This is a genomic window from Pseudoalteromonas sp. S3260 (assembly GCF_005886925.1).
GTDB lineage: Bacteria > Pseudomonadota > Gammaproteobacteria > Enterobacterales > Alteromonadaceae > Pseudoalteromonas > Pseudoalteromonas tetraodonis.
This window is the reverse complement of the sequence record NZ_PNCV01000101.1, coordinates 1-6222: the sequence shown is the minus strand read 5'-3', so window position 1 is coordinate 6222 and position 6222 is coordinate 1. Positions and strand designations below refer to the sequence as shown.

5 protein-coding genes are annotated in these 6222 nt (G+C 41.9%); 1 reads left to right on the top strand and 4 read right to left on the bottom strand.

The window, feature by feature from the left end; all coding sequences use genetic code 11:
- Positions 1-152: 152 nt before the first annotated feature.
- On the bottom strand, positions 153-2333 hold the full coding sequence (gene katG / locus CWC14_RS15155; RefSeq protein WP_138563686.1) for a catalase/peroxidase HPI: 2181 nt from the start codon (positions 2331-2333) through the stop codon (positions 153-155).
- Positions 2334-2985: 652 nt separating this feature from the next.
- Here katG and CWC14_RS15150 point away from each other — a divergent pair.
- Entirely contained in the window at positions 2986-3870 is an 885-nt protein-coding gene (locus CWC14_RS15150; protein ID WP_008467888.1) for a tetratricopeptide repeat protein, read from the top strand.
- 12 nt (positions 3871-3882) lie between these two features.
- On the opposite strand, the gene CWC14_RS15145 is transcribed toward CWC14_RS15150, so the two are convergent.
- The 3 genes from CWC14_RS15145 to CWC14_RS15135 all read right to left on the bottom strand — a co-directional run bounded on the left by CWC14_RS15145 (position 3883) and on the right by CWC14_RS15135 (position 5748).
- Positions 3883-4203, bottom strand: a complete 321-nt coding sequence (locus CWC14_RS15145) for a hypothetical protein (RefSeq protein ID WP_008112665.1) — start codon at positions 4201-4203, stop codon at positions 3883-3885.
- Positions 4204-4212: 9 nt separating this feature from the next.
- Positions 4213-4914: a nuclear transport factor 2 family protein gene (locus CWC14_RS15140; RefSeq protein WP_138563684.1), complete on the bottom strand. Its 702-nt coding sequence runs from the start codon at positions 4912-4914 to the stop codon at positions 4213-4215.
- Between the two features lie 90 nt (positions 4915-5004).
- Positions 5005-5748: a ferredoxin--NADP reductase gene (locus CWC14_RS15135; protein WP_138563682.1), complete on the bottom strand. Its 744-nt coding sequence runs from the start codon at positions 5746-5748 to the stop codon at positions 5005-5007.
- Positions 5749-6222 lie beyond the last annotated feature (474 nt).

Genomic DNA, 6222 nt, shown 5'->3' with positions numbered 1-6222 from the left:
CTATTACAGAGAGATACAAGGTGGGGCTTTATGCCGCGCAAGACCAAGGTCATTGAACTATACCCGCGCCTCGCAGCACGTTGCCCACAGCTCGTAACTTTCAAATAATAAAAAAAGGAGCATTGCTGCTCCTTTTTAAATTTTACTTAGGTTTATTTAATATCAAACCGGTCGGCGTTCATCACTTTTACCCATGCGGCGACAAAGTCGTGTACAAAACGAGTTTTGTTATCGTCTTGAGCATAAAACTCTGCCAGTGCACGGAGTATTGAGTTTGAACCAAACAGTAAATCAACACGCGTAGCCGTGTACTTAGTTTTACCACTAGCGCGGTCGACTATGTTGTACTCGCCTTTAGCTGCAGGCTCCCAGCGGTTGTTCATGTCGGTTAAATTAACAAAAAAGTCGTTACTCAGTACGCCTACCTTGTCGGTAAATACACCATGTTCACTATTGCCATAGTTAGTGCCTAGTACGCGCATACCGCCTAGTAATACGCTCATTTCTGGTGCGGTTAGCCCCATTAATTGGCTGCGCTCTAGCAATAGCTCCTCGGCGGATACAGCATAGTCTTTTTTCAGCCAATTTCTAAAACCGTCATGAATTGGCTCAAGCACATCAAACGATTCTGCGTCAGTCATGTCATCACTAGCATCGCCACGCCCTGGGGCAAACGGTACGGTTATATCAACCCCTGCCTTTTTAGCCGCTTGCTCAACCGCAGCGGTACCGCCAAGTACAATTAAGTCGGCCATACTAACAGGCTTAGTTAAACTCGCTTGCAGTGTTTCAAGTGCGCTAAGTACTTTAGCTAAACGCGCAGGCTCGTTACCTTGCCAGTTATTTTGCGGAGCAAGGCGAATACGGGCGCCATTTGCACCACCACGGTGATCTGAGCCTCTGTAAGTGCGGGCGCTATCCCATGCGGTATTAATTAAGTCGGTTTCACTTAATCCACAATTAAGTAGCTTCGCTTTTAAATCGGTTATTTCAGCGTCGCTTAGGGTGTAATCAACTGCAGGAATAGGATCTTGCCAAATTAAATCTTCACTGGGTACATCGGCGCCCAAATAACGTGATTTTGGCCCTAAATCACGGTGGGTTAACTTAAACCATGCTCGGGCAAATACGTCAGTAAAGTACTCAAAATCGTCATTAAAACGCTCAATAATTTTACGGTACGCTGGGTCGAGCTTCATTGCCATGTCGGCATCGGTCATTATTGGGTTTAAACGAATCGAAGGGTCTTCCACATCAACGGGTTTGTCTTCTTCTTTAATATTAACCGGCTCCCACTGATGAGCACCGGCAGGGCTTTTGGTTAGCTCCCACTCGTAATTAAGCAACAATTTACAGTAGCCGTTGTCCCATTTAGTTGGGTGGGTTGTCCATGCGCCTTCAATACCTGAGGTCATGGTATCGCGACCAATGCCACGGGTTTTATGGTTATTCCAGCCAAGGCCTTGCTCGTGCACATCGGCGGCTTCAGGCTCTGGGCCTAAGTTTTCTTCTTTGCCGTTACCATGCGTTTTACCTACTGTATGGCCACCGACCGTTAGCGCTGCGGTTTCTTCGTCGTTCATGGCCATGCGGGCAAAGGTTTCGCGCACTTGTTCTGCGGTTTTAAGCGGATCGGGTTTACCATTTACCCCTTCTGGGTTTACGTAAATTAAACCCATTTGCACTGCCGCTAATGGGTTTTCCATGGTATCGGGTTTATCAATCTGGGTATATCGCTCATCACTTGGCGCAAGCCATTCTTTTTCTGCGCCCCAATAAACGTCTTTTTCTGGGTGCCAAATATCTTCACGGCCACCGGCAAAACCAAAGGTTTTTAGTCCCATTGATTCGTACGCCATATTACCGGCTAAAATAATTAAATCGGCCCATGAAAGCTTGTTGCCATATTTCTTTTTAATTGGCCATAATAAACGGCGCGCTTTATCTAGGTTGGCATTATCTGGCCACGAATTAAGTGGTGCAAAACGTTGATTACCGGTACCACCACCGCCTCGACCATCAGCTAAACGGTACGAGCCCGCAGAGTGCCATGCCATACGGATCATCAGGCCTCCATAGTGCCCCCAATCAGCTGGCCACCAAGGTTGGCTTTGAGTCATTAAATCTTTTAAATCGGTTTTAAGTGCTTCTAGGTCGAGTGAATTAAACGCGTCGGCGTAATTAAAGTCGCTGTCGTAGGGGCTGCTTTTGCTATCGTGCTGATGAAGAATGTCTAAATTAAGTGAGTTTGGCCACCAATCTGTATTGGTGTTTTCGGTTGTAGTATTACTGCCGTGCATAACCGGGCATTTACCCGCTTTATGATTATCCATATTGAGCTCCTTTTTAAGTATAAATAAAAACGCCCATGCTTACTGCTTTTGGCATTCACCAATTGGGAGCGCTGTTATTTTATTGCCATTAAATGAATGACGTTTATGGTCTCTGCTTATTCAATATACGTGTAGCTGCTTTGATACGCTAGGGCAAAGTAATGCTTTAAAACGATTACTCTCATTTATAAATATGATGGTGCTGCCAATGTTTGTGCTTAGCGTAAATAAATATCAAAACTTTTTATAAAATAGATGATCGTTATTAAAAATAGCCACGTAATGTACGGTGAAGGGTTTGAAAGTGACTTAAGTTTTCTTAAGTGCACAGTGGAATACCCCCCTTCGCCATGAAATTATAGTATAAAAGGTGTATAAGTTACTTATGCACCTTTATTTCTTTCTTATTTTTATCTATTTGAATTTAGTTAAGTAAAAATTCAGGTAGGCACATATACACTAGGCCTTATCTCCTATTGTTCCCTTGATATGTTGATGTAGTTTTTTCCAGCCCACCTTGGGCTGGTTTTTTTTGCCTATAATTACTGCTACTCAAGTTAATGCCAGCTTCCCTATCCTCACCCTAGTACCAATGATGTGCGCATGTTAAAGTTAACAAAGCGATTAATTAATTTTTTAACTAGGCATATCAATGCGTTTTTATTTTTTACTATTTATTGTATTTATTGGTGTTTTTTCATCTGCGGTGCAAGCTGCTGATAAAAACACCGCAGCACTCAACGAGCAACAACAGCGTGAATTAGCACAGCTAGAAGCCCCTTTGTACAAACCATTACTTGAACGTTATATTCTCGACGAATTAAAGTCGGTTCGCCAAGATCAACAAAAACTGCGTGAAGACGTGACCAAACAAGTTACGCATGCACAGTTAGACACCGCCGATCGGGCGCTTACCTACACCACAGATACCATTAATAATGTATTTTTTATTATTACCGCCACCGCGTCTATTTTGGTATTAGTGGGCTGGAACTCGTTACGTGATGTAAAGAACAAAGTAGAAGATATAGTAAACACCCGAGTGAGTGTTATTACTGATGAGTATGAAGATCGCTTGAAAATTTTAGAAGAGAAACTGCGAGTACGTTCTGAAGAAATACTCAGTAACCAAGAACGTATATCGATCACCAACGAAGTTCATTCGTTATGGATGCGAGCCAACCTAGAAAGTGATATTGCCAATAAAATTGAAATATTCGATGAGATTTTAAAACGTAAACCAGAAGATGTAGAAGCCATTGCCTACAAAGCGGATGCATTATTAGAGCTAAATGAGACTGAGCAAGCCATTGAGCTTTGTAATCAAGCAATTGATATAGATAGCGACTATGGTTACGCCTATTGGCAAAGAGCCTGTGCGTATGCTTTAACGCATGAGCATGCAGATGCTCTAGCTGATATAAAAATGTCGCTTGAATACTCGCCTAACTTACGAAACGAGCTACTTCACGAAAGTGCTTTTGCCAGCCTACATGATAACGATAGCTTTAATGCTATTGTTTCAAACGAAGCTTAGGGTCTGCTGACCCTAGCGCTTGAAGTATAAGTCTATTGATTTAGAGAGCAGCTCGTCTAGCTGCTCTTCAAAGTCTTCTATGTCAATTTCAAAATGATTTAAGTACGCTTTAGCCTGCACCTGAGATAAATTGCGGTTTTTAACGCTGTATTGGCGCTCATCTTTTTGCTTGTCGTATCGAGGTAAAAATAATAACTGCGCATAATAAGGCGATTTAATGTGCTTGTTCGCAAAGCGACAAAAGTCTTCAATGTGGTCTACGCCATCAGGGCCTAAACAGCCTGGCTCTACTCGATACATTACACGAATTTTTTTCTCGTCACTTAGCTGCATAATTAATAATTACCTAAAAAATAAAACCCTAACCACTTTACCATCTTTAATTTGATAGCTTGAAATAAGCTCTGAACGTTTATCTATAACGTTCGCATCCGTTGAACAGGTTTCTGACAGTTCATGGTCTATTACAATATCACCATGCACAATACGCTTGATTGGTGATGAGTGCAGACACTTAAGTTTTTTAAACATAATGCCATAACGCGCTATTAGTTTTTCTTTACCTTTAAATAATAGCTCATTCGGGAAAATATAAAACTCAACATCTTCATCATACATGCGAATAAATTCTTCAATGTTACGCGCGTTGTAAGCATTTACTAATTGCTCAACAACAGCAAGTGACTCACGCGACTGTTTTGCTTTGGCTTGTTGCTTTGCTGTGAGTGCTTCTTTTGCTTGTGTAACTGCTTGCTCAGCTTGCGCAACAGCCTGGGCTTTATCCGCTTTACTATTAGGCTGCTGAACGGGCTTTGTAGATTCGCTGCCAAGTACTTGAGAGTCATCTGCTTTTACTTTATCAACAACCGGCTTTTTTGGTGTATTAGCCTCTTGGCTTAATGTATCAAGCGCGTCTTGTTGTTGCGCTGCATTTTTTTGCTGTGTTTGTTTAGTCTCGTCCAGCGGTGTTGATTGCTCTATAGCATGACTATTTAACGTGAAAGCGGCCAATAAACAGGCACATATGATGAATGAAGGTTTCATGGTTTTCCTAAGTACGAAGACTAAATACAATTAAAGCGCAACATAGCAAATTTTAGGCCTCTGAGATAGTTATTATAACGTTATAGCTCATTACCAATACTGCTCAACCGTGATATGTCCCGGCTCTTTTCGACGATTACGCTTATAATTTTGAGCCAATAATAACTCTGTGGTGTCTTTAACCATTTGCGGATTACCACACAGCATAAATTGGGCATTATTTGGTGTAGCACACAGCCCCACATGTTCAGATAGCGCGTTATTTTCTATCACTGTGGTTATTCGCCCAGCTAAACCTTGTAAAGGCTCCTCACGGCTAACTACCGGCACATAATTAAGCTGCCCTGGATGAGCCTTTAATAACTTATTAATTAGCTCCTGATAGCTTAAATCGCTATTTAGGCGCACCCCATGCACTAAGTTGATATGTTTGTATTTTTGCCATACCTCACTTTGCTGCAATATAGATAAAAACGGGCCAATAGCGGTGCCGGTGCTAAGCATCCAAAGTTGTTCACTCGCTGGCACTTCGTCAAGGGTAAAAAAACCGCTAGCACGGCGTTCTATTAGTACGGTGTCACCTGGGGTAAGTTGTGCTAAATGCGATGACAATTGGCCATCGACTACGTTAATTAAATAAAATTCTAAATTTGGATCATCTGGTGCGTTAACATACGAGTAAGCCCGAGCAATGCGTTTTTCACCGTCCATAACAGAGAGCTTTGTAAATTGCCCTGCTTTAAACGGCTCTACATCGGCGTTAACCGTTAAGCTAAATAACGATTCATTCCACCATTTAACTGACTTTACTGTGGCATCAATCCAATTAGACATAATTACTCCAGAGTGTAAAACGTGTTTTAGCTATCAGCTAAAACCTTAAAGTGCTTCATTTTAAAAGCAAGTTTTATAACTTAAACATTAGCATTAAGTTATAAATACTGACAGGGAAATAAATGAGAAGACAGCGAGCTTAGAGTGACGAGTATCGAACAACGAGCTATGCTAAAACCTGAGACCTTTAATCTACTCTTTTAGCGCAGCGTCTCTTTGTCCTCTTTGTGAATAATGACCTTGCGCGGCATAAAACCCCGCCTTGTAAATTCAGAAGTTAACCATATCAGTAGGCGGGAGTTTACCTCGCGCATTTGTGTTTAATATCCTAGACCTGACGCGATATAAAATCGCTGCTACGAAAGGCACTTACTGCTAAAAACAATTTTTCACCACAGAGGGTTCCGAGGCGCTTTGCGCTACACAGAGCTAGATTGGTATTTTTTAAGCATTTCTCTGTAAACCCAGTGTTCT